The sequence below is a fragment of the Brevibacillus borstelensis genome, from assembly GCF_003710865.1.
Taxonomy (GTDB): Bacteria; Bacillota; Bacilli; order Brevibacillales; family Brevibacillaceae; genus Brevibacillus; species Brevibacillus borstelensis.
Map to the genome: position 1 here is coordinate 12,078 of NZ_RHHO01000003.1, position 19,440 is coordinate 31,517.

The window sequence follows — 19,440 nt, forward strand, 5'->3', positions numbered from 1 at the left end:
TGTATGGCTGATTGCGGAGGCGGTGTTCATGCTCGTTAAAAAGAAAGAAGCTGCCGTAACCCTTTTGTCCTCGGTGCAGTGGCTTTTTTTTATTTTTGCCAACACAGTTGTCGTGCCCATAACGGTCGGAGCGGCGTTTCAGCTTTCTGCGGAAGCGATTGAGGCGACGATCCGGTGCTCTTTTTTATTCACCGGCATCGCCTGCATTCTGCAAGGGTGGATCGGACATCGCTATCCGATCCTGGAGAGCCATTCCGGCCTGATGTGGGGACTCATCCTCAATATGGGTCTGTCCGCATCGGCGCTTGGAATGGATATACATGCGGTCGGGGGAGGAATCGCGACGGGGATTTTGCTGGCAGGTGCCACGATCATCCTGCTGGCTGTATTCAACCTCCTTCCGCTCGTACAAAAAATCATTACACCCATGGTGATGAGTGTCTATCTCTTCCTGTTGACCTTTCAGCTCATTTTTATTTTTTTCAAAGGAATGTTTATCACAACCGCGCAGGGCACCGTGGACATTCCAGTCGCGCTGTTCTCCATCGGGGTCGTCGTTTTCGTGAGTGTCTTGAAGATCAAAGGCAAAAAAGGATTGGGCAATTTTTCGATACTCATCGGCATGGTTGTCGGTTGGGCTTTCTATCGGATGCTGTTTCCGTCCGATCTTCCGACTCCGAGCAATGCGGACGTTACTTTCCGCATGTTCCCCTTCGGCTTTCCCAATCTGGAGTACGGAATCATTGCTGTCTCATTTTTTGCGGGACTGCTGAATCTGACCAATACGTTTGTTTCCATACAAGCTGCTGCCGACATTTACAAGGAGCAGGCGGACAATCGTCAATACAGGCGATCTACTCTCGTTACGGGCATTTTTGCTTTGATTTCGGCTATTTTTGGCTTGGTGCCGTATACTCCTTTTACGTCTTCCATCGGATTTCTGCAAAGCACCCAGCTGCTGAACCGAAAGCCGTTCATTATTAGCGGAATCATGTTTGCGTTTCTCGGGGTTATCCCGCCACTCAGCGCTTTTCTCGGAACGATGCCTCTGACCGTGGGCAATGCGGTCTTATTGGTTGCTTACCTTCAATTGTTCGGGACAGCGCTGCATACCATCAAAGGTACGATCTTTACGTCGGAGACGATCTTTCGGATTGCCGCTCCGGTGTTGATTGGCGTCAGTATCATGAATGTTCAGCCAGCCTTTTTCGGCAGCCTGCCTGTTTTGCTTCAGCCCGTCATCTCCAATGGTCTGATCATGGGCGTGTTTTTATCCATCCTGATGGAAAAGCTGGTCGACTGGGACAAATTGCTCGCCAAAATCGAAGTCAAACAAGAAGCAGGCCGCTCGTAAGCGGCTTTTCTTTTTTTACAGCCCGGACTGAAGGGACCGAAATAGACAGTCTGTAGGAGCGAATAACCAAGAGCGAGGATTATAAACAGTCTGTAGGAGCGAATAACCAAGACCGAGGATTATAAACAGTCTGTAGGAGCGGATAACCAAGACCGAGGATCAATAAACAGTCTGTAGGAGCGGATAACCAAGACCGAGGATTAATAAACAGTCTGTAGGAGCGGATAACCAAGACCAAGGTTAAATAAACAAGCCCATGGGAGCCAATAAACAAGACTGAGGATCAAAATAAACAACTCTGAGCGATCGAACGAAGCACCTGTAAGCAAGCCCCAATATGATATGGTAAGGAGAGAGAATAGAAGTGATGGGTAAAAGGAGAAACGTAACATGGATGTCAGGCAGCTGCGTTACTTTATTGCCATTGCGGAGGAAGAGAATCTGACTGCTGCAGCGAAGCGGCTTCATATGTCCCAGCCCCCGCTCAGCCAACAGCTCGCGCAAATGGAAGAGGAGCTCGGGGTCCCCTTATTGATTCGCAAGGGAAGGAGGATGGAGCTGACCGAAGCGGGTGCGGAACTATACCGGCATGCCTTGCAGATCGTCAGGCAGATGGAGGAATCTGCTGTAAAAGTGAAGGAAGCGGGAATGGGTGTAAGAGGAAGGCTGCGCATCGGGGTAAATACATTGTCCGTGCCGGAACTGCCAGGGCTTCTGATGGACTTTCAGAGAGCCTATCCATATGTCACCTACAAAATTCAGCAAAATGAGACTACGCATCTATGCCAGTTGTTGCGAGACAGAGTGATCGATCTTGCGTTTATTCGTTTTCCGATCGATCTTTCTGATTTTTCTGTCCTGCATTATCAAACAGATACGTTCTATTATATTACCTCTAGTGAAGAAAGCCGTTTACATAGCGAACCGGTCACGCTGGAGGCCATCAGGGCTCAGCCGCTTATTTTGCCGAGCACCTCCGGCTCCGGTCTCTTTCATTATATTATGGAGCAATTTGCGAAACAGAATATCACTCCGAATGTACGCTGTGAATGCTCAGATATTCTGTTGCTGGGAGAACTGGTTGAAGCGGGCTTCGGAAGCTCGATCGTTCCCAAAAGCGTGTTTGAGTACTTGCAGAGAAATCATATACATGCGTACGAAATTATGGAAACCGATTTGACAGCGAGCTACGGGATTATCTGGAACAAGGATGCCTATCTGGGGAAAACCGCCGAACAATTCATCAAAATGGTATCCGGTATGGCCCAGGAGGGAGGGCCCAGTAGCCTCACTCTATAAACAGTGGAGATCCACTCTGTTTCTACAGGTTTCGTCATGATTCGACGGATTGTTCTGCCCCTCTCAATCTCTTGAGCAGAAGCTATTTTGATGGAACAAACACAGATGAGCCAACGCCTGATAATGGAAGCGCTACCAGCAATAATTTGCCTACATTTCCGTTAATATTCTGTAAACAGGCAGGAATGATCTGCTTTTTGTCGAAATACGTTTACAGTACCATCGTGTAACAGCATGATCTTTTTTGCAAGCATTCAACAGGCTGAACCTCATCGTGGAAATTCATTCAAAAGAGTTTGTTCAAAAGGCTGACCACGCTTTGCTTTTTGAATATTCTCTCAGAGAAGTGAGGGTTGCATATGACTGTGAGTACATCTACTTTCCAGTCCACTCCCCGTCGCTGGCGGGAAGTTGAAGCTCAGTTGGGTATCGCCGTGCCGCGCTCCTTGCGGTCAGACACGTCGGCTCTGCTGTTTCTGGAAGGCGTCGCTGCAACACCCATGCTGGACAAAGAAGAAGAGTTGGACTGCCTGATTCGCTATCAGCGTGACGGAGACCTGGCTGCTCGTGAGACACTCGTTCGTGCCTATCTTCGGTACGTAGTCAGCACGGCTTTGCGCCATCTTCGAAAGGGAATGCCCTTCCTGGATTTGATACAGGAAGGAACGATTGGTCTGTTTACTGCCATTGACAAATTTGACGTGGAACGCGGTGTTCGCCTTTACCATTATTCGCACTGGTGGATCTCTCAGGCGATTACCCGGGCGATCAATGACAAGGGTGCATTGATTCGGATTCCTGTGCACATGCATGAGCAAATTCGGCAGTACCAAAAACAGGTGCTTCAGTTGGCCCATCTGCTCAGCCGTACGCCGGACCGACAGGAGATTGCCGCCTTGTTGGAGCTGCCTCTGGAAAAAGTGGAGGCGATTGAGTTTGCGTTGATGCTGAAAATGGAGTCGATTGATGACGAGCCGGATTCCGACAGCTTATGGGCAGAGCATGAGGATGAATACCTCAGCTATGCGGAAATTGTCGACGACCCGGAGACGTCGCTGGACGACTGGATTGAAAAGGTCGATCTTCGCTCCCAGATGCATGCCGCGCTGGAAAGGCTCAGCCCGCGCGCACAGGAGATTATCGCCATGCGCTACGGACTCTACAACGATCAGGTGTACACCTTGGAAGAGGTCGGGAAGATGTTTGGCCTCACCCGCGAGCGGATTCGCCAGATCGAAGCGACGACGATTGATCGGCTGCGCAAGCAAAAAGGCTCTCGCGTCCTGAAGGATTATTTGACCTGACGAGCTTACTTAAAAAACACACTTTGCATATTCACCCCCTTGTCTGGAAGAAGGGGGTTTTTTTGCGTGTTGGTAAAAGGGGTACACTTACAAGCAGGGCTCGCTTGAGAAGTCCGGCCCTTCTTGTGGTAAACTGGTAGGAACATACTCTTCATTTCATCTATGAGAAGGAGGATCGCTTTATGAGCGATTATTTGATAAGAGCAACCGGATTTAACGGACATGTCCGCGCTTTTGCTGCTCGGACGACGAATGCCGTCGAGGAAATGCGCAGACGCCACGACATGTGGAATACGGCAGCTGCTGCTGCAGGCAGGACCTTGACCGCAACGCTGATGATGGGGGCGATGCTGAAAGGCGAGGAGCGAATTTCTGTAAAAATCAAAGGCGGAGGTCCGATCGGGCAGATCGTGGCAGAGGCCAATGCCCACGGGGAAGGAATTGCCTATGTGACGAATCCCCACGTGCACTTTGAGCTGAACGAGAAAGGGAAGCTCGACGTAGCCCGCGCGGTAGGAACAGATGGTTTTCTCAATGTGGCGAAGGACCTGGGCATGAAAGAACCATACCGCGGCAGCTCTCCGATCGTATCCGGCGAGATTGGCGAAGATTTCACCTACTATTTTGCGAGCTCAGAACAGACGCCTTCCGCGGTCGGCGTAGGGGTGCTGGTCAATCCGCAAGACCGCTCCGTACTGGCTGCGGGCGGCTTTATTCTTCAGCTGCTGCCGAACACGCCAGATGATGTGATCGCGCAAATCGAAGAGCGCTTGGGCCAAATCCCGCAAATCTCCCGGATGATCGCGGATCAGCTGTCACCTGAAGAAATTCTGGCAAAAGTGTTGGATGAGCCGAAAATTCTCAGCCGTACCGAAATTCACTTTACGTGCTCCTGCTCTCACGAAAAGGTAAAAAGCGCGTTGATCAGCCTCGGAAAAGATGAGATGGACAGCATCATTTCCGAACAGGGCGAAGCAGAGGCTCACTGCCATTTCTGCAACGAGCGATACCTATTCGAGAAGCCGGAATTGGAGGAAATTCGCAGGAACATGTAAATGGCAGCCTCATTTCTGGCACTCCGGGATAGAGAAGCAGTCGGTCCCGAGGTACAGGGGTTGGTGACTTCGTGCGTTTGCGGTCCGTCCTCTTTGTCCTGCTAACTTTGTCCTGCTTGCGCTCCGCTGTATCCGTTTTGCGGCGGTACAAGTCTCAGCTCTGTTTTTGAATCGTTTGGAAAAGCAAGGGAGGAGATGGCGTGAACAATACAAAGACGCTGTGGGGATTGATTGCCGCCCTGGTGCTGCTGCTTTTGGCAGTGAGCTGGTCGTGGTACCAGTCCGCTGCCAAGCTGCATACGGCAGCCGTGGTGGGAGATCGGACGATCAGCGAGGCCGACTGGATCGAGATGTTGAAGGAAAAGCACGGCCAGCAGGTGCTTGCTGATATGATCAATCGGGAGGCCGTCTTTCAGGAGGCGAAGCGGCTGGGAATCACGATTGATCCCAAACGAATCAGCAAAGAAATGGACCAAATCCGGGAGAGCTACGGAAGCCAGACAGACAGCGAGTTTCGCGATGCCCTGAAGCAGCAGGGAGGCACGACTCCAGAAGCTGTAGAGCAGGAAATCACCTATCAAATGCTGTTGCAGGAGCTGGCTATCCAGGATATTTCCATTTCCGACGAAGAACTGCGGACGTACTACGCCACCCACGCTGACCGCTACACCCATCCGATGAAAGTGAGATTGTGGCAAATCGTCGTCGCTTCCCGCGAGGAATCCGAGCAGGTGCTGCAGGAATTGAAAAACGGGGCCAATTTTGCCACGCTCGCCAAGGAACGCTCCATCGATCCGCTCACGGCGCCAAACGGCGGGGATGCGGGCTGGGTCTCGCTTACAGACAGCAGCCTCACCGACGAGGCCAAAACCATTCTCTCTTCTCTGGAGCTGGAGAAAAACAGCCCTCCGGTGGAGAGCGGCGGGAAATACTACATTTATCGGCTTTCGGACCGGAAAGAAGCGGAGCAGATTACATTCGAGCAGGCGAAGGAAGACATTCGCAGGGAAATGGCATTGGCACAGGTTGAATCCCTCGATGCCGTACTGGAGCGATTGCGCCAATCCGTCGGGGTGAAGAATGGGCAAATGCCCAATTGACCTGATGGGCTTTCATTGATATAATTAACCAATAAAACCTACCAATTTACTCGGTTATTAAAAGGGGGACGGAGACATGCGTGTTGCCAATTCGATTACGGATTTGATCGGTTATACACCTCTGGTAAAGCTGAACCGGGTTGTCAGCGAAGACATGGCAGACATTTACCTGAAGCTGGAGTTCTTCAATCCGGGCAGCAGTGTCAAAGACAGGATTGCACTGGCCATGATTGAGGCAGCCGAGGCAGAGGGGAAACTGAAACCGGGCGATACCATCATTGAACCTACGAGCGGAAATACCGGTATCGGCCTGGCAATGGTAGCAGCTGCCAAAGGGTATCGGGCTATTTTGGTCATGCCTGAGACGATGAGTATGGAACGGCGCAATCTGCTCCGGGCGTATGGAGCTGAGCTGGTACTGACGCCTGGCGCAGAAGGAATGGGCGGAGCGATCCGAAAAGCGGAGGAGCTGGTTAAGGAGAACCCTTCCTATTTTATTCCGCAGCAGTTTAAAAATCCGGCCAATCCAAAGGTTCACCGTGAGACGACGGGACAAGAGCTGCTGGAGCAGGGCAAAGAGATTGGCGGCATCGACGCATTTATCTCCGGTGTCGGGACCGGTGGTACGATTACGGGCGTAGGTCAAGTGCTGCGCGAGAATTTTCCGGGCGTGCAGATCATCGCAGTCGAGCCGGCAGCTTCCCCTGTTCTCTCTGGAGGCAAGCCAGGTCCTCACAAGATTCAAGGAATCGGTGCCGGTTTTGTCCCCGATACGCTGGATACCGAGATTTACGACGAGATTATCAAGGTCGAAAACGAAGAAGCCTTTGAAACGGCCCGCAATGTAGCCCGCAACGAAGGAATTCTCGGCGGTATTTCTTCGGGGGCGGCCATTTATGCTGCGTTCAAGGTGGCCCAAAGGCTGGGCAAGGGGAAAAAGGTAGTAGTCGTCATTCCGAGCAACGGAGAACGCTACCTCTCCACTCCGCTGTATCAATTCGAAGAATAAGGACATCACAAAATGGCAAACAGAACGTCGGCTTCGGCCGGCGTCTTTTTTATGTACCGAAAAGGCTCTGTTTGGAAACAGTGGGGCGGGCTTTCCCGTGCAAAGTGACGACGGCAACCGCAGCCTAGAAGCAAGCCGTTTGGCAACAAACAGGAGCCAAGGACATTGGCAACAACAAACAGCTAAGGACGTTGGCAACAAACAGCTAAGGACAAGGGCAGCGGTTATGATATGCTAGTGCTAGATGTTTTTAGTATGCATACCGGAGTGTGAACCTTGTGATCGTGCCTTCCTTTTCCGATCTGACCCAATATGCAGCTTCTTATCCTTACGTCCCGTTAGCAAAGCGTGTGGCATGGCCGGACAGCCTGGACCCCTGGGACCTTCTGCAAGCTCTGCAGCCATCCTTGGAGGGGGCTGTACTCCTGGAAAGCGGCCGTGCAGGACGCTACACCTATCTCGCCTGTCAGCCGATCGCAACAGTCAGCAGCAGGAACAACCATACGGTGGTTGCTTATGCGGACGAGCGGACTGAGGCTCTCGAGGGAGAAAATCCGTTGGATGCGCTGCGGCGCTTTTTGGCCCGCTACCGGACACCGGCCATCCCGGACTTTCCCGACTTTTACGGAGGAGCAGTCGGCTACCTCAGCTACGAGATGAACCGCTTTTTTGAACCGGGCCTGCCGCAGATTGCCCTGGACGACTTACAGTTGCCCGATCTGTATGTTATGATAATGCAAGACGTTTTTGTCTTTGATCATGCGACACGTGAATGCTTTTGTCTGACGCATTTGCCCTCCGGTTCATTGACGGAAGATTCGTACCACGCTGCGCGGATTCGGCTGGAACGGCTGGCCGAGGAGCTGGATCGCGTTGCCTTGGCGGAAAAAGGCGAGGACGGCAGCGATTGGGATGCCTTGCGAAAACGCCCTCTGGAGTCCAAGGAACCTGTGCAGGTATCGTTTGCCCAGGAGCAGTTTGAGGAAGCGGTACGCCGGGTCCAGTCCTACATTTCGGCTGGCGACGTCTTTCAGGTGAACCTCTCTGTACGCCAGAGCAAGCCGATGCAAGTGTCGGCCCCGGAAGTGTACGATGTCCTTCGCAAGCTGAACCCGTCCCCTTACATGGGCTACCTCCATTTTCCCGAATTTCAGCTGGTCAGCGCCTCGCCGGAGCTGCTCATCAAGGCGAAGGGCGGAAAGGTCAGCACGCGCCCGATCGCCGGGACAAGACCCCGCGGGAAAAATGAGGCAGAGGACAACGCGCTCGTGCAAGAGCTGGTCGAAAACGAGAAGGAGAGGGCCGAGCACGTCATGCTGGTCGACCTGGAGCGAAACGATCTCGGGCGGGTCAGCCGCTATGGCAGCGTGCACGTCAGCGAGTTCATGGTCGTGGAAAAATACTCGCATGTCATGCATATCGTCTCTCACGTGGAAGGGGAGCTGGCAGAGGACAAGGATGCCTTTGACGCTGTGGCAGCCGCTTTTCCGGGCGGGACAATCACAGGAGCGCCCAAAGTCAGGACGATGGAAATCATCGAGGAGCTGGAGCCCGTCAAACGCGGCGTCTACACCGGTTCCATCGGCTGGTTTGGCTTTCACGGTGACGTGGAGACCAACATCGCGATCCGTACGATGGTCGTCAAGGACGGTATGGCGCATGTACAGGCAGGTGCAGGGATCGTCATTGATTCCAAGCCGCAGGCGGAGTATCTCGAGTCGCTGAAAAAGGCGGAAGCGTTGTGGAAGGCTTTGGAGTTGAGCGAGAACAGAAAGAAGAGTCGAGAGGAGAAGAGCGTATGATTCTGATGATTGACAATTACGATTCCTTTACGTACAACCTGGTGCAATATGTAGGCGAGCTGGGGCAGGAGCTGCAGGTCCGCCGCAATGACAAAATCACGCTGGAAGAAATCGAACAACTGGCCCCCGACTATTTGATGATTTCCCCCGGGCCTTGCACGCCCAACGAAGCGGGCATCAGCATGGAGGCGATTCGCCATTTCGCTGGGAAAATTCCGATCCTGGGCGTATGCCTGGGCCATCAGTCGATTGGTCAGGTGTTCGGAGGCAAGGTGCTTCGCGCGGAACGTCTGATGCACGGCAAGACGTCAGAGGTGTTCCACGACGGCAAGACGATCTTTGCCGGCATTCCGTCGCCGTTTACTGCTGCGCGATACCATTCGCTGATCGTGGAGGAAGCGACGCTGCCTCCCGAGCTTGAAGTGACCGCGAGAACGGCAGAAGGGGAAATCATGGCCCTGCGCCATCGCGAATATCCGATCGAGGGCGTGCAATTCCACCCGGAGTCGATCATTACCCAACACGGCAAGAAGCTGCTGCAAAACTTCCTGACAGCATACGCAAAGGAACCTGTGAAATAGAGTACAACAACACGATAGTCCAAGACTGCTCGTAAATTGCGAGCGGTCTTTTTTGTTTCTTTACAGAACATACAAACAGTTTTACGCATTCTTAATCATGCTTTCACAGTAACTAGACGAACGGCTTGTACAATCGGGAGGTGAGTAAAGAGACAAAGGAGCGAACGCGAATGGACGTGAACCGTCGACAATTTTTGACCTATCTGGGTGCAGGTACGGCAGCCCTTGCCTCTCTGGCTACAGGCATTCCTGCATTGGCTGCAGGGCAATCGATCTCCGGGAAAACGGCTGATCATCTGTTTGGGCTGGAAGACAAGAAGCACAAGTTCAATCCGAAATTCAAGCCGATTGAGCCATCCACCAAGGACGATGTTGTGCTGCCTAGCGGGTACAAGTATGATGTGATCGCAGTCTACGGAGACAGGATCAATCAGAACGGGGATACATTCGGGTTCAATGCTGATTTCACCTGCTTCCTGCCGATCGACGGCAGCGCCGATCACGGCCTCCTCTGGGTCAATCATGAATACTTGGGCGAGCTGGAGTACTACGTTACCGGCTACGATGTGCTGAATGCCGATCCGAAGCAAAACAAGCGCACCGCAGAGCAAGTCCAGAAGTATCTGTACGCACTGGGCGGCTCGGTCGTAGAGGTAAAACGCGAGGGCGGCAGATGGAAGCTGGTTCCAGACTCCAAATACGGCCGCCGTGTGAGCGGGCTGACCAAGCATGAATTGACGGGCCCCGCCGCTTCCCTTGCCAAAGAAGTAATCGGTACCTTCGCCAACTGCTCCGGCGGAGTGACCTTGTGGAACACGATATTGTCCTGCGAAGAAAACTTCCAGGATGTCGTCGACGATTGCAGACTGAAGGATAATCGCCACTATGGCTGGGTTGTCGAGGTCGATCCTTTTGATCCCGCATCGACACCGAAGAAGCACACGGCCCTGGGACGGTTCTCTCATGAAAATACAGCGATGGTCATCGCTCCTACCGGACAGCTTGTCGTGTACATGGGCGATGACGCCAACGACCAGTACGTCTACAAGTACGTTTCCAAAGGAAAGTTCAATCCAAGCGACGGCAAACAAAACTCCAAGCTGCTGGAGGAAGGCACGTTGTATGTAGCCAACTTCGGCAAAGGAAAGTGGATCGCACTTGATTTCGCCTCCAACGAAGCGCTGCAAAAAGCGACCGACAGTGACGGCAAAGCGTTGTTTGCCTCTCAGGCGGATGTGCTCGTGAATTGCCGCGAAGCTGCAAAAGCAGTGGGAGCGACTCCGATGGATCGCCCGGAGGACGTAGAAGTGCATCCAATCGACGGCAGTGTCTTTATCGCCATGACGAACAACTCCAAGCACGGAAATTTCTACGGCCAAATTGTCCGCCTGTTTGAAAAAGACGGCAACCATGCCGGTCTGGACTTCACCTTTGAAATCTTTGCCGCCGGCGGACCGCAAAGCGGATTTGCTGCTCCAGACAACATGGCGTTCGACAGCGCAGGCAACCTGTGGGTTGTGACGGACATTTCTTCCTCGTCCATGAACAGCGGCATTTACAAATCGTTTGGCAACAACGGCATCTTCTTTATCCCGACAACCGGGGCAAACAAAGGAGAAGTGGCACAATTTGCTTCTGCGCCAGTAGGAGCGGAAATGACCGGACCGTGGTTTACTCCGGATGAAACGACCCTGTTCCTGTCCGTCCAGCATCCTGGTGAAAACCTGAAATCCTACGATCAGCCGACCAGCCACTGGCCAAAAGGCGGCAATGCTGTCGCCATGCCGGGTGTTATCGCTGTTACCGGCTTCTAAAAAAGGGAGTGTAGCCAGCCATGTTGTCCAGCATCGGTATTCCCGGGCTTATCCTCATTTTGATCATTGCCCTCGTCATCTTCGGTCCGAGCAAGCTTCCTGAGATCGGGAGAGCCTTTGGGCGCACCCTGACCGAATTCAAGTCGGCTGCCAAAGATCTGACCAAGGACGAGGACGACGAGAAAAAGCAGAAGGACAAGGATACGCCTGACAAGGCAGTCGTCCTTGCCGGCAAAAACGGTGAAGAATCCTTGAATCGAGTTAACTAAACCATCTGCAGGGAGAAGGGTGGTGTGCCGCGCGCGCACTGCCCTTTGCCGCTGCCCGGCAGGATATATTGAGAAAACCCGGTCGTTTTAAGCCGCATTGTGCCATTTTTACCGGGCTTTGTGTACTTTTTCACGAGGAGGAGGAGTGAGCCATGGGGCGAGCCATGCCGTTTCTCGAACACCTGACCGATCTGCGCCGCCGACTGATCATCGTTCTGGCTTCCTTTGTCATCAGTCTCGTGACGTGCTTTTTGTTCGTAGATCACATCTATCATTTTTTGGCGAGCCGTTCGGAGGAAAAGCTGGCGATTCTCGGTCCCAACGACATTTTGTCGATCTACATCAAGCTTTCCGCGGTCGGAGCGATTGCTATCACCATCCCGATCATCGCTTATCAAGCCTGGCGTTTTGTCGTGCCGGCACTGACCGAGCAGGAGCGCAAAGTAGCCATGCTGTATATACCGGCGCTCTTTTTCCTGTTTTTGATCGGGCTCGGCTTTGCCTACTTCGTATTGTTTCCCTTGATGTATCAATTTGTGCTCGGATTGTCCAACGGCAATTTCGATCTCGTCATCACGGCGAATGACTACTTTACATTCATGCTCAATATTTGCGTTCCGTTTGGGCTTTTGTTCGAGCTGCCTGTAATCGTGCTGTTTCTCAGCCATCTGGGCATTCTCAATCCGCATCGGCTGGCCAAGCTGCGAAAACCGGCGTATTTTCTCCTTTCCGTCATCTCCATCACGATTACGCCGCCTGATCTGGTCTCCGATGTGCTGGTGATCGTCCCCTTGATCGCTCTGTACGAAATGTCGATCAGCATCTCCCGTTTCATCCACCGAAAACGGCTGGAGGAGACCGCGCAGATCGGCTGAGAAATATGGTATGATGCTCTCCAAGAAGGATAGCGGGAGAGAATGCCATGTACGTGTATGTGAATGGACAGATCGTCCCTGCCGAGCAGGCGGCGGTGTCTGTTTTGGACCATGGATTTTTGTACGGGATCGGCTTGTTTGAGACTGTGCGTGTCTATCAGGAACGGCTGTTTCTGTGGGATCAACACTTCGCCCGGTTATCCGCCGGGCTTTTGGCGTTGCACATAAGGAATGCGTGGAGCTCCGCAGAGCTGGAGGCGGCCATCCTGCAAACAGCCAAAGCGAACGGCCTTGCGGATGCATACGTGCGGATCAGCATAACGGGAGGCAACGAGGGTGTAGGACTGGTGACGGAAGGATATGCTCGTCCGTCCCTGTTTATTTTTGCAAAAAGCGTTCCGCCGATCGCGCTGCCCCCTCGTCCGAAGCGGCTGCAAGTATTGTCGATTCCCCGCCAGACAGCGGAAGGCCCGGTTCGCTTCAAGTCGCACAATTACTTGAACAATGCCCTGGCCCGTCTGGAGGTCGGGAACCAAACCGACGTCGAAGGCCTATTTTTGACCCATGACGGCTATCTGGCCGAAGGGATCGTGAGCAATCTTTTCTGGATTCGAGACGGCAGCATGTTTACGCCCGCAGTCGAAACGGGCATACTGGATGGGGTCACGAGGAGGCACGTGCTGAATCTGGCCCAAAAGCTGGACATCCCTGTGCAAGAGGGCTTTTATCGGCTGGAGGAGCTGGAGAGTGCCAGCGAGGCGTTTGTGACGAATTCCATCCAGGAGATCGTTCCGGTATCAGAGGTGAATGGAAAGGTACTTCCTGCCGCTTATGGAAGCTATACGCAGGCGCTGCACCTGGCGTACCGTGAGTCTGTAGCGTGTGGTGGGTAATTATGGTATGCTATCAGACAACATGTCAACGAGAGATTCAAGACGCGAAAGGAAGCAAGGCTCATGATTCATAATCCATTCGTGATTCACGCTCAAAACCGCATGGAAGTAGAAGAAGAGCTCGCCTGCCAAGGAGTCAAGCCTGCCGACAGGGAGCGTTTTGCCGATGCGGGAGAGCCATTGCAGATTCATGTCGAGAGGCTTGCTTTTGAAGAGGCGGCATTGCTGCGAAAAGAGATGCAGCTTCTCGGCGGAGACGCTGTCATGCACGACAATCCGGCTCTTCCCGATTTAACCGACCTATATATGAAGGGTACATACGGACAGTGGCAGGCATTGCTCGAACGCATCCCGGATCAGACAGACGGACTGCGGGTAGCGGCTGCGGAAGTGCGGGAGCTGCTCGCGATGCGTCGCCAGCTTCGGCAAAGAAAAGCCATTCACTGCAAAAGCCATGTGCTGCCGCTCGGACAAAAGACGCTCGTCATGGGGATTTTAAATGTCACGCCTGACTCCTTTTCCGATGGCGGCCGCTATACGGACATCGAGCGGGCGATAGCCCAGGCGCGTGCCCTGGTAGAAGCAGGCGCGGACATCATTGATATCGGCGGAGAATCGACCCGTCCGGGATCGGCTCCCGTAGAGCTGGCCGAGGAGCTGGACAGGGTGATTCCGGTTGTGCGTGCGTTGGTCGAGGAGCTTTCCGTTCCGTTGTCGGTCGATACGTACAAGTCCGAGGTAGCCGAACAGGCGATTCGTGCCGGCGCCCATATCATCAATGACGTCTGGGGAGCCAAAAAAGACAGAAGAATCGCAGAAGTGGCCGCCCAGCATGAGGTGCCGATTATTCTCATGCACAACCGCGAGGATACCGCCTACACCCACTTTTTCAGCGATATGGTCAGAGATTTGCGTAAGTCCGTCGCGATTGCCAGGGAAGCGGGGGTCCGTGACGAGATGATCATTCTCGATCCGGGCATCGGCTTTGCCAAATCGCTGGAGCAAAATCTCGAGGCGATGCGCCGATTGGATGACCTGGTGGCGCTTGGCTATCCGGTCCTGCTGGGAACATCGCGCAAATCGATGATTGGGCGCGTCCTGGATCTGCCGGTGGAGGAGCGCCTCGAAGGGACTGCCGCCACGGTAGCTTTAGGCGTAGCGAAGGGCTGCCAGATTGTTCGTGTCCACGACGTCAAGGAAATGAAGCGAGTGACCGCCATGATGGACGCGATGTTGAAAGGGGGCGGCCTAATTGGATAAAATTTATTTTAATGGAATGGCGTTCTACGGTTATCATGGAGTGTTTGAAGCCGAGGCCAAGCTGGGGCAGCGATTTTATGTCGATCTGGAACTGTCTATGGATTTGTCCCGGGCAGGAGCAAGCGACGACCTAAACGATACCGTGAATTACGCCGATGTATTTCATTGTGTGCAACAAATAGTAGAAAAAGAGCGTTACAACCTGGTGGAGGCATTGACCGCGCGGATTGCGGATCGATTGCTGCAGGCGTTTCCGTTTTCAGAAGTAAAAGTCAGGGTGACAAAGCCTGATCCTCCGATCAACGGCCACTATGATTCCGTTGCCATCGAGATGAGCCGCAAAAGAGAGGGTAGTGCCTAATGACGGTGCGTGCGTACTTGGCGCTCGGCTCCAACATGGGCGATCGGGCGGATAATTTGCGACAAGCAGTTGAAAAGCTGCACGGACGAGAAGGGATTTCGGTCGTCCGCATTTCACCTGTATACGAAACCGCTCCGGTCGGCTTTGTCGATCAGGAGGCGTTTCTGAATATGGCTGTTGCTGTAGAAACGGATCTGACTCCGGAGAAGCTGCTGGAGAGTGCACTGGCAGTCGAACAGGAGTTGGGACGTGTGCGAACGATTCGTTGGGGGCCACGGACCATTGACATCGATGTGCTGTTGTACGGAGACACAGCGCTGGATCAGGAGCATTTGACCATCCCTCATCCTGCAATGACAGAGCGGGCTTTCGTGCTCGTTCCTTTGCGCGACGTCTTGGAGGGTGGCTTGCTGCCTGTATTTAACCGGCCTTTAGACGATTTCCTCAGGTTGTTGCCGCAAGATGACAAGGGGGTACAAAAATGGGGAACAATCGTCTGGGAAACCGGATCCGGTCATTCCGCAAACTGAAAGGCTTGACACAGCAGTCGCTGGCAGAAAAGATGGGCGTCTCGCTCTCTTTTGTCGGATCGCTGGAAAGAGGAACGCGAATGCCGACCGAGCCTGTGTTGCGGAAGATCGCCAGCACTTTACAGGTTGATTATGAGGAATTATGTGCTATAAATAATAAATAACTTTTTTCTTGGGGCTTAGCCTCTCCATCCACTCGTCGGGCCGTGGTGTGTGTATGACTCCCTGCGGAACTGCGGGAAAAGGAGGTTGAATGATAAATGAAAATCGGAAACATTGAGTTGAAAAACAACGTCGTTCTTGCTCCGATGGCAGGGGTATGCAACCCTGCATTTCGTTTGATTGCAAAGGAGTTTGGCACAGGTCTCGTTTGCGCTGAAATGGTAAGCGACAAAGCGATCGTGCACGGAAACAAGAAGACGATGGATATGCTGTTTGTCGATGAGCGCGAAAAACCGCTAAGCCTGCAGATTTTTGGCGGCGACAAGGAAACGCTCGTAGCGGCGGCGAAACATGTCGATCAATATACAAACGCCGATATCATTGATATCAACATGGGGTGCCCGGTTCCGAAAATCGTCAGCTGCGATGCCGGTGCAAGGCTCCTGCTGGACCCGAACAAAATCTACGAAGTGGTTTCCGCTGTAGTGGATGCCGTAGAGAAGCCGGTTACCGTCAAAATGCGGCTTGGCTGGGACGAGGAGCACATGTACGCGATTGAAAACGCCCAGGCGATAGAACGTGCAGGGGCCAAGGCCGTTGCCGTTCACGGACGCACCCGTGTTCAAATGTACAAGGGGAAAGCGGATTGGGATTGGATTCGCCGCGTCAAGGAAGCGGTCTCCATTCCGGTCATCGGGAACGGTGACGTGGCTTCGCCGGAAGACGCTCGCCGCATGCTGGATACAACCGGCTGCGATGGCGTAATGATCGGTCGTGCAGCTTTGGGCAATCCGTGGATGCTGTACCGGACCGTCCAGTATCTCACCCGGGGAGAATTGCTGCCTGAGCCGACTCCGCGTGAAAAGATGGAGATTTGCATGCTGCATGCCGAGCGGCTGATCGCATTGAAAGGGCCGCGAGTAGGCGTGCTGGAAATGCGCAAACACGCCGCCTGGTACCTCAAAGGCTTAAAGGGTTCTACCCATACGAAAAACCTGATCAACGCTGTCGAGACAGAAGAAGAGCTTCGCCGCGTCCTGACGGAGTATGTGGAATGGGTCGAAAACCATGCAGACGATGTGGATGAAGAAGCAGCTCTGCCCCAGGAAGAAGCAGTGAGCTACTAACGGTATCCTAAACATTGACAAGGGTTCCTTCATATCCTATAATACGTCGTATTATCGGGACGTAAGCTGCCAGTTCACTCTGGCAGCTTTCCCTATGACAATTGGAGTCGACAGCTTGGCATTCACGTTCTGCCTGTATATTGTATAGAGCATCTACATATAATCCTTTGTACTTTACCCAGTGCGAAAGGAATTATTTTAAACGGGGGAATTGAACCATGTCGGAAAAAGAAGTGATTCTCACACCAGAAGGTTTGGCAAAACTCGAACAAGAGCTTGAAGATTTGAAAACGGTTAAACGCAAGGAAGTTGCAGCACGGATTAAAGAAGCGATCAGCTATGGAGATATTAGCGAGAACTCCGAGTACGAAGAGGCGAAGAACGAGCAGGCATTCATCGAAGGGCGTATTCTTACCCTGGAAAAGATGCTGCGCAACGCTCGCATCATTACGAACGAAGACGTGGACACCGGCGTCGTAAGCGTAGGATCCACAGTGAAGCTGAAAGATCTGGAGTTCGGAGACATTGTGATGTACACGATCGTAGGGTCGGCTGAGTCCGATCCGATGAACAACAAGATCTCCAACGAATCTCCGGTAGGTCAGGCGTTGCTCGGAAAAGCAAAAGGGTCCATTGTCGACGTGCAAGTTCCGGCAGGCGTTATCCAGTACGAAATTCTCGATATTAACTTGTAATCGGCTGAAACAAGGCGTACCTTGATAAAAGGGTACGCCGTATCGCTATTTATCCAGCCGCCCAAATCGTCACCAAGGTATGGTAAGGAGTGAATGAGGCTATGAATAACGAGCAAGACCAACAGCAGCAAGAACAGCAACAGGAAAGTCTTCATGAGTTGCTGCAAGTGCGCCATGACAAAATGAATCAGCTTCGAGAATGGGGCCTTGACCCATTTGGGAAGAAGTTTGAACAGAAAGATCACGCGGCCGATATTGTCAGCCGCTTTGGCGAAAAGACAAAGGAAGAGCTGGAACAAGAAGCTCCGACGGTCTCCATTGCCGGACGCCTGATGGCCAAACGGGATATGGGGAAAGCCAACTTTGCCCAGCTTTTGGACCGCTCCGGCCAAATCCAGATCTACGTAAGGCTGGACACAGTCGGCGAAGAAGCTTTTAAAGTGTTTAACATCAGCGACATTGGCGACCTGATCGGCGTGAGCGGTGTTGTTTTCAAGACAAAAACGGGCGAGCTCAGCGTAAAGGCGAAAGAGCTTACGTTCCTCACGAAGTCGCTTCGTCCATTGCCTGAAAAATATCACGGTCTCAAGGACATCGAGACCCGTTACCGCAAGCGCTACGTCGATCTGATCGTCAATCCCGAGGTGCGCGATACATTTATCACACGAAGCCGCATCCTGACTTCGATGCGCCGTTATCTGGACAGCCTCGGTTTCCTTGAAGTGGAAACGCCAACGCTACATGCGATCGCCGGGGGAGCAGCAGCTCGTCCGTTTATTACCCATCACAATGCGTTGGACATGCAGTTGTATATGCGCATTGCCATTGAGCTGCACCTCAAGCGGCTGATTGTCGGCGGATTGGAGAAAGTGTATGAGATCGGCCGCGTATACCGGAATGAAGGGATCTCTACCCGTCACAACCCGGAATTTACGATGATCGAGCTGTATCAGGCGTATGCTGACTTTGAAGACATCATGAAATTGACAGAAGAGTTGATCGCCCATATCGCTCAGGAAGTATTGGGAACGACCAAGGTCCACTATCAAGGACATGAAGTCGATCTGACACCGAAATGGCGCCGTGTACACATGGTTGATCTGGTCAAGGAACACGTCGGGGTCGATTTCTGGAAGCATATGAGCGATGAAGAAGCGCGTGCTCTGGCGAAGGAGCATGGTGTGCAGGTCGAACCGCACCATACCTTCGGCCACGTGGTAAACGAGTTCTTTGAACAAAAAATCGAAGAGACACTCATCCAGCCTACTTTCGTATACGGCCATCCGGTAGAGATTTCGCCGTTGGCCAAGAAAAACGAGCAGGATGAACGGTTTACCGATCGCTTTGAGCTGTTTATTGTCGCAAGGGAGCATGCGAATGCGTTTACCGAGCTGAACGATCCCATTGACCAACGGGAACGTTTTGAGGCGCAGCTCTTGGAAAAAGAAGCTGGAAACGATGAAGCGCATGAAATGGATGAAGACTTCATTGAAGCGTTGGAATACGGTATGCCGCCGACCGGTGGACTGGGGATCGGGATTGACCGCTTGATCATGCTGCTTACCAATTCGCCTTCGATTCGCGACGTACTGCTGTTCCCGCATATGCGTGCCCGCGATTAATTCGCATAGATAATTGAAGACAGTACAAGGAAGAGGCCGTTCATGTGGTTGCATGAGCGGCTTTTCCATTTATTTCACTTGCAGAGTACGTTTTGAAGTGGTATATTAAATCTCGTTCTCGTTTTTGCGGGTTCTTCTCGAAAGAACGAGTTCTTCACAAAAAGAGTAATGATACAAAAAATACCTCTTGCCTATCTACTGCAAACGTGGTAGACTTTAAAAGTCGCCTTGAGGGAATGTTGTTAATAAAAAAACTTATTGACAAACGAAACTCTGGTTGATATAATAAAGAGGTTGTTCCAAAAAGATGCTCTTTGAAAACTGAACA

The 19,440-nt window shown here is 52.5% G+C and carries 19 protein-coding genes; all 19 read left to right on the forward strand.

Going from position 1 to position 19,440, the window contains the following annotated elements; translation table 11 throughout:
• Positions 1 to 28: 28 nt before the first annotated feature.
• The 19 genes from EDM54_RS02225 to lysS all read left to right on the forward strand — a co-directional run bounded on the left by EDM54_RS02225 (position 29) and on the right by lysS (position 19,112).
• Positions 29 to 1,354: a uracil/xanthine transporter gene (locus EDM54_RS02225; protein ID WP_031933450.1), complete on the forward strand. Its 1,326-nt coding sequence runs from the start codon at positions 29 to 31 to the stop codon at positions 1,352 to 1,354.
• Positions 1,355 to 1,744: 390 nt separating this feature from the next.
• Positions 1,745 to 2,653, forward strand: coding sequence for a LysR family transcriptional regulator (locus EDM54_RS02230; protein WP_122957695.1), 909 nt, complete (start codon positions 1,745 to 1,747; stop codon positions 2,651 to 2,653).
• 359 nt (positions 2,654 to 3,012) lie between these two features.
• Positions 3,013 to 3,957: a sigma-70 family RNA polymerase sigma factor gene (locus tag EDM54_RS02235; RefSeq protein WP_031933451.1), complete on the forward strand. Its 945-nt coding sequence runs from the start codon at positions 3,013 to 3,015 to the stop codon at positions 3,955 to 3,957.
• Positions 3,958 to 4,139: 182 nt separating this feature from the next.
• Positions 4,140 to 5,012, forward strand: a complete 873-nt coding sequence (gene hslO, locus EDM54_RS02240) for an Hsp33 family molecular chaperone HslO (protein ID WP_003390331.1) — start codon at positions 4,140 to 4,142, stop codon at positions 5,010 to 5,012.
• 200 nt (positions 5,013 to 5,212) lie between these two features.
• Positions 5,213 to 6,112 carry a peptidyl-prolyl cis-trans isomerase gene (locus EDM54_RS02245; RefSeq protein WP_003390332.1) on the forward strand — a complete coding sequence of 300 codons (900 nt, stop codon included), beginning with the start codon at positions 5,213 to 5,215 and terminating at the stop codon, positions 6,110 to 6,112.
• A 76-nt stretch (positions 6,113 to 6,188) separates the two neighbouring features.
• Positions 6,189 to 7,121 carry a cysteine synthase A gene (gene cysK, locus EDM54_RS02250; protein WP_003390334.1) on the forward strand — a complete coding sequence of 311 codons (933 nt, stop codon included), beginning with the start codon at positions 6,189 to 6,191 and terminating at the stop codon, positions 7,119 to 7,121.
• Between the two features lie 278 nt (positions 7,122 to 7,399).
• Complete coding sequence (locus EDM54_RS02255; protein ID WP_371862622.1) at positions 7,400 to 8,923, forward strand: anthranilate synthase component I family protein; 1,524 nt, start codon at positions 7,400 to 7,402, stop codon at positions 8,921 to 8,923.
• Positions 8,920 to 9,504: an aminodeoxychorismate/anthranilate synthase component II gene (gene pabA / locus EDM54_RS02260; protein ID WP_003390336.1), complete on the forward strand. Its 585-nt coding sequence runs from the start codon at positions 8,920 to 8,922 to the stop codon at positions 9,502 to 9,504. The genes EDM54_RS02255 and pabA overlap by 4 nt, the downstream gene beginning before the upstream one ends.
• A gap of 170 nt (positions 9,505 to 9,674) precedes the next feature.
• Entirely contained in the window at positions 9,675 to 11,318 is a 1,644-nt protein-coding gene (locus EDM54_RS02265; RefSeq protein WP_035979683.1) for a PhoX family protein, read from the forward strand.
• A gap of 20 nt (positions 11,319 to 11,338) precedes the next feature.
• The gene (gene tatA / locus EDM54_RS02270) at positions 11,339 to 11,587 is read left to right on the forward strand and encodes a twin-arginine translocase TatA/TatE family subunit (protein WP_003390338.1); all 249 of its coding nucleotides are present in this window, start codon (positions 11,339 to 11,341) and stop codon (positions 11,585 to 11,587) included.
• A gap of 152 nt (positions 11,588 to 11,739) precedes the next feature.
• Positions 11,740 to 12,462 (forward strand): twin-arginine translocase subunit TatC, encoded by a 723-nt coding sequence (gene tatC / locus EDM54_RS02275; protein WP_122957696.1) that lies wholly within the window; start codon positions 11,740 to 11,742, stop codon positions 12,460 to 12,462.
• 47 nt (positions 12,463 to 12,509) lie between these two features.
• Positions 12,510 to 13,355 (forward strand): aminodeoxychorismate lyase, encoded by an 846-nt coding sequence (gene pabC / locus EDM54_RS02280; RefSeq protein ID WP_122957697.1) that lies wholly within the window; start codon positions 12,510 to 12,512, stop codon positions 13,353 to 13,355.
• A gap of 63 nt (positions 13,356 to 13,418) precedes the next feature.
• The gene (folP, locus tag EDM54_RS02285) at positions 13,419 to 14,615 is read left to right on the forward strand and encodes a dihydropteroate synthase (RefSeq protein WP_174768866.1); all 1,197 of its coding nucleotides are present in this window, start codon (positions 13,419 to 13,421) and stop codon (positions 14,613 to 14,615) included.
• Positions 14,608 to 14,976 (forward strand): dihydroneopterin aldolase, encoded by a 369-nt coding sequence (gene folB, locus EDM54_RS02290; protein WP_003390343.1) that lies wholly within the window; start codon positions 14,608 to 14,610, stop codon positions 14,974 to 14,976. Before folP ends, folB begins: the two co-directional genes overlap by 8 nt.
• Positions 14,976 to 15,506 (forward strand): 2-amino-4-hydroxy-6-hydroxymethyldihydropteridine diphosphokinase, encoded by a 531-nt coding sequence (folK, locus tag EDM54_RS02295; RefSeq protein WP_003390344.1) that lies wholly within the window; start codon positions 14,976 to 14,978, stop codon positions 15,504 to 15,506. Before folB ends, folK begins: the two co-directional genes overlap by 1 nt.
• Positions 15,458 to 15,670, forward strand: a complete 213-nt coding sequence (locus EDM54_RS02300) for a helix-turn-helix domain-containing protein (RefSeq protein WP_003390345.1) — start codon at positions 15,458 to 15,460, stop codon at positions 15,668 to 15,670. The genes folK and EDM54_RS02300 overlap by 49 nt, the downstream gene beginning before the upstream one ends.
• A 96-nt stretch (positions 15,671 to 15,766) precedes the next feature.
• Entirely contained in the window at positions 15,767 to 16,795 is a 1,029-nt protein-coding gene (dusB, locus tag EDM54_RS02305) for a tRNA dihydrouridine synthase DusB (RefSeq protein ID WP_003390346.1), read from the forward strand.
• 218 nt (positions 16,796 to 17,013) lie between these two features.
• Positions 17,014 to 17,490, forward strand: a complete 477-nt coding sequence (gene greA, locus EDM54_RS02310) for a transcription elongation factor GreA (protein ID WP_003390347.1) — start codon at positions 17,014 to 17,016, stop codon at positions 17,488 to 17,490.
• Between the two features lie 101 nt (positions 17,491 to 17,591).
• A complete protein-coding gene (gene lysS, locus EDM54_RS02315) occupies positions 17,592 to 19,112 on the forward strand; it encodes a lysine--tRNA ligase (protein ID WP_003390348.1) in 1,521 nt (506 codons plus the stop codon).
• Positions 19,113 to 19,440: the final 328 nt, after the last annotated feature.

Bases quoted from the DNA above. Each gene is read 5' to 3' on its own strand.
- EDM54_RS02225 (WP_031933450.1), top strand. From the start codon at position 29: ATGCTCGTTAAAAAGAAAGAAGCTGCCGTAACCCTTTTGTCCTCGGTG.
- EDM54_RS02230 (WP_122957695.1), top strand. From the start codon at position 1,745: ATGGATGTCAGGCAGCTGCGTTACTTTATTGCCATTGCGGAGGAAGAG.
- EDM54_RS02235 (WP_031933451.1), top strand. From the start codon at position 3,013: ATGACTGTGAGTACATCTACTTTCCAGTCCACTCCCCGTCGCTGGCGG.
- hslO (WP_003390331.1), top strand. From the start codon at position 4,140: ATGAGCGATTATTTGATAAGAGCAACCGGATTTAACGGACATGTCCGC.
- cysK (WP_003390334.1), top strand. From the start codon at position 6,189: ATGCGTGTTGCCAATTCGATTACGGATTTGATCGGTTATACACCTCTG.
- pabA (WP_003390336.1), top strand. From the start codon at position 8,920: ATGATTCTGATGATTGACAATTACGATTCCTTTACGTACAACCTGGTG.
- EDM54_RS02265 (WP_035979683.1), top strand. From the start codon at position 9,675: ATGGACGTGAACCGTCGACAATTTTTGACCTATCTGGGTGCAGGTACG.
- tatA (WP_003390338.1), top strand. From the start codon at position 11,339: ATGTTGTCCAGCATCGGTATTCCCGGGCTTATCCTCATTTTGATCATT.
- tatC (WP_122957696.1), top strand. From the start codon at position 11,740: ATGGGGCGAGCCATGCCGTTTCTCGAACACCTGACCGATCTGCGCCGC.
- pabC (WP_122957697.1), top strand. From the start codon at position 12,510: ATGTACGTGTATGTGAATGGACAGATCGTCCCTGCCGAGCAGGCGGCG.
- folP (WP_174768866.1), top strand. From the start codon at position 13,419: ATGATTCATAATCCATTCGTGATTCACGCTCAAAACCGCATGGAAGTA.
- folK (WP_003390344.1), top strand. From the start codon at position 14,976: ATGACGGTGCGTGCGTACTTGGCGCTCGGCTCCAACATGGGCGATCGG.
- EDM54_RS02300 (WP_003390345.1), top strand. From the start codon at position 15,458: ATGGGGAACAATCGTCTGGGAAACCGGATCCGGTCATTCCGCAAACTG.
- dusB (WP_003390346.1), top strand. From the start codon at position 15,767: ATGAAAATCGGAAACATTGAGTTGAAAAACAACGTCGTTCTTGCTCCG.
- greA (WP_003390347.1), top strand. From the start codon at position 17,014: ATGTCGGAAAAAGAAGTGATTCTCACACCAGAAGGTTTGGCAAAACTC.
- lysS (WP_003390348.1), top strand. From the start codon at position 17,592: ATGAATAACGAGCAAGACCAACAGCAGCAAGAACAGCAACAGGAAAGT.